Consider the following 2,716-nt stretch of genomic DNA (forward strand, 5'->3'; position numbering starts at 1 on the left):
AAACGTTCTGTATTGACATATTCAGCATAGTACTCGCCTGACCACTCACCATCAGGTGCAGTGACCTCAAGATTCCATGGATATTTGGTCTGCAACATTTTGTACCAGTCTGCACTGACTTTAAAACTGCCCTCCATCCAGCGCTTATACAGCTCGGGATTTCGTCGTTTAAAGCCTTCAAATGCTGTTTTTACATCGTCTGCACGAACATCATGCGTTTTAAGATATTCTAAATTTCCAGTCTGTGTTAAACCCACAGTCTGGGTATAATCACCCTCGATTTTCTTGGCTTGCCATGAACCAATTTCTTCTCGGATCCCAGGACCTACTGCAAATAAAATAATCCAGCCTTTGGGCGCAAAACCAATATCAAAAGTATCATATACTTTAGGTGGGCTATCCTCTTGCTCATCCCCCATACCTTTATATATTGTGGTAAATAAGCGTTGAATCTTGTCTTTTGGTAAGGGTTGGATCAGCTGATAAAACTGGTTATCAATACTGTCAAAAAAAGTCAAATGTAATACTTCAGGTAAGGGCTGTTTAAAGGAGTTTCCACCCAATGGTGTCCCCCCAACTCCCCATCGACCACTAGAACCATCCAGCGTTCTTAGCCATGTCCCATCGGCCAAATAAAACGCAGTGCGCATATTTTCATCTACGGGAGATTTTACAATATGTGAATTAATATAAACTTCTCGTCGTGAATCTTTATGACTCGTTAAATACGCAGAAGATGTACTTACACCCCATTTATTTCTTGTACTTTATTCATATCATATACTCGATAAACATAGGCTGCCAAAGTCAGTAAAATGATCAGCAATAGGCTGGCAAGTAAAAAATTAAACTTTTTTGTTTTAACCATTATGGATTTTCCGATACGGCAGTCCGTTCTTTAAACGTATACTGTAGCCTAAATCTTCGGTCATCCCACCCTCATAGGTTTTTCTAGCAGACCAGTGCAAGTATTGATTGCGTAAGTTTCGGATTTGTCCTTGGTCTTTTAAACGTAGATCCAGAACGCTGCCCCACACCACATTGTTGAGTACAGTCTTAGGATGGCTATTGATCAGGTTTTTGACAAGACCTGTTAAACCTTTATTTTCATAAGTAACAATGTCGTCTTTAAATTGAATCTGTCCATATTTTTGGGTCATTAGACGCATGGTTTTTAACGCAATCTTATGGTAATCATTGGGAATATTCTGTCGTGATGCCACATATTCTTGTTTCTGAATATGCTTGATTTGCTGTGCAGTATAAAAACCTTGCTCAATAAACCAACTTTTTAATGCGTCTGTTGTTATATGATAGCTATCACTTATTCCACTCGGGTAACTGCCACCAATATCAGAGTGTGCCCCATCCATCACTACTTCATAACCATATTTCTCCCGCCGTGCAGCCATAATATTGGTCAGTGAGAAATACTCGCGATATTCATCGCCCGCGGCAATATGGAACACTTTGCTGATTTTTTTATCATCCGCATCAAAGTCTTTAAAATTTAAACTCAACTCTTTAACATCATTATCAAAGTCAGGTTTTGCTGCAGTTGTTGCTGCACCAATAATCGGTCCAAATGGACCCAAGAGTGCACCTGCACCAGTTTTTACAACAGCTTTAGTATCGATAGTTTGAAATGAAGATACTGTATCGAAAATCCCGACAAAACGAAAACGCACTTGTTTTGGAGAAAATCCCCAGCCTTTAAACAGTTTCGGTTTGGACTTTGCCAAATGCACAAAATGTCGCGCAGTAGCAGCACCACGACTAAAACCAAATACATTGATCATGATACATGTTGGTTTAGGCGCACTTTCTTCGCCATTGAACTTGTTATAGGCTTTTTGAATTTCTGTAAACGCTGATTCTGCACGTGCCTTTACCCCTGTCGGTCCACTGCCATAGGCAAAACCTGCCTTACTGTCTGCTTCATCTTTGGTCGAGCCCATACCTTGAATATAGATCCAAATATTATTTTTGTCTTCACCATCTCTTTGACTAAACAAATGGGCGACATTGGAGTAAGCATTGGTATAACTTTCATAGGCATCTTTGTCTTTTGCGATTTGTTTTGCGTACTTGGCTTTATTGTCAATGTTATACATATTGTTTTTGGTTCCATCAAAAAACACATTGACCACTACAGGCTTTACCACAACAGTCACCGAAGAGTTTTCAATCTTATTGGTTTGCGCTGTCTTTAAGGGGATTGGCTTATTTTTTCCGGCACCATCACCTAAATTGGATACTTTTTTGCTTGGAAGTCCCATGATTTGATTCCTCGTTATTGTTTACTTCTCTTTTTTTTCATTTCTATTCTTCTTCACCATCAGCAGAAATTTCAAGCTGTGAGGCATCATAACTAGAATTCAAATGTATGGTTTTGCATTAATTTCATGACAAAGACTTAAATGATTTAAAAATAATTGATGATTCAATTCATCATTTGAAAATTTAGCTGTAATTGTACGATGCTGTACATTCAATCCCATTCTTTCTAAAGCATGATTTATATTTGGCATATTAAATTTAGTATTATTAATAATAATCATTAGCAATAGTAAATATTTTTAAATTTTAATACTTTGCATTTTATACCTTTGTACAAGGCAATTTTAAAATTTTCTATTAATATCAAAGCATAAGAGATGCTAAAAGCTTTTCTTTTTTTAAAGACATAAAAAAAACACCCCGATCTCGGTAGAGA

3 protein-coding genes are annotated in these 2,716 nt (G+C 37.4%); all 3 read right to left on the bottom strand.

Annotation, left to right across the window (positions count from 1 at the left end; translation table 11 throughout):
- Positions 1-650, bottom strand: a 650-nt coding sequence (locus OSH00_RS20385) for a DUF2931 family protein (RefSeq protein WP_266131940.1), incomplete at its 3' end; no start/stop codon positions are given.
- A 92-nt stretch (positions 651-742) separates the two neighbouring features.
- A complete protein-coding gene (locus OSH00_RS20390) occupies positions 743-868 on the bottom strand; it encodes a hypothetical protein (protein ID WP_266131941.1) in 126 nt (41 codons plus the stop codon).
- Positions 861-2,279 (bottom strand): phospholipase effector Tle1 domain-containing protein, encoded by a 1,419-nt coding sequence (locus OSH00_RS20395; RefSeq protein WP_266131942.1) that lies wholly within the window; start codon positions 2,277-2,279, stop codon positions 861-863. Before OSH00_RS20395 ends, OSH00_RS20390 begins: the two co-directional genes overlap by 8 nt.
- Positions 2,280-2,716 lie beyond the last annotated feature (437 nt).

Origin of the sequence: Acinetobacter nematophilus, assembly GCF_026344175.1 — a bacterium.
GTDB classification, from domain to species: domain Bacteria; phylum Pseudomonadota; class Gammaproteobacteria; order Pseudomonadales; family Moraxellaceae; genus Acinetobacter; species Acinetobacter nematophilus.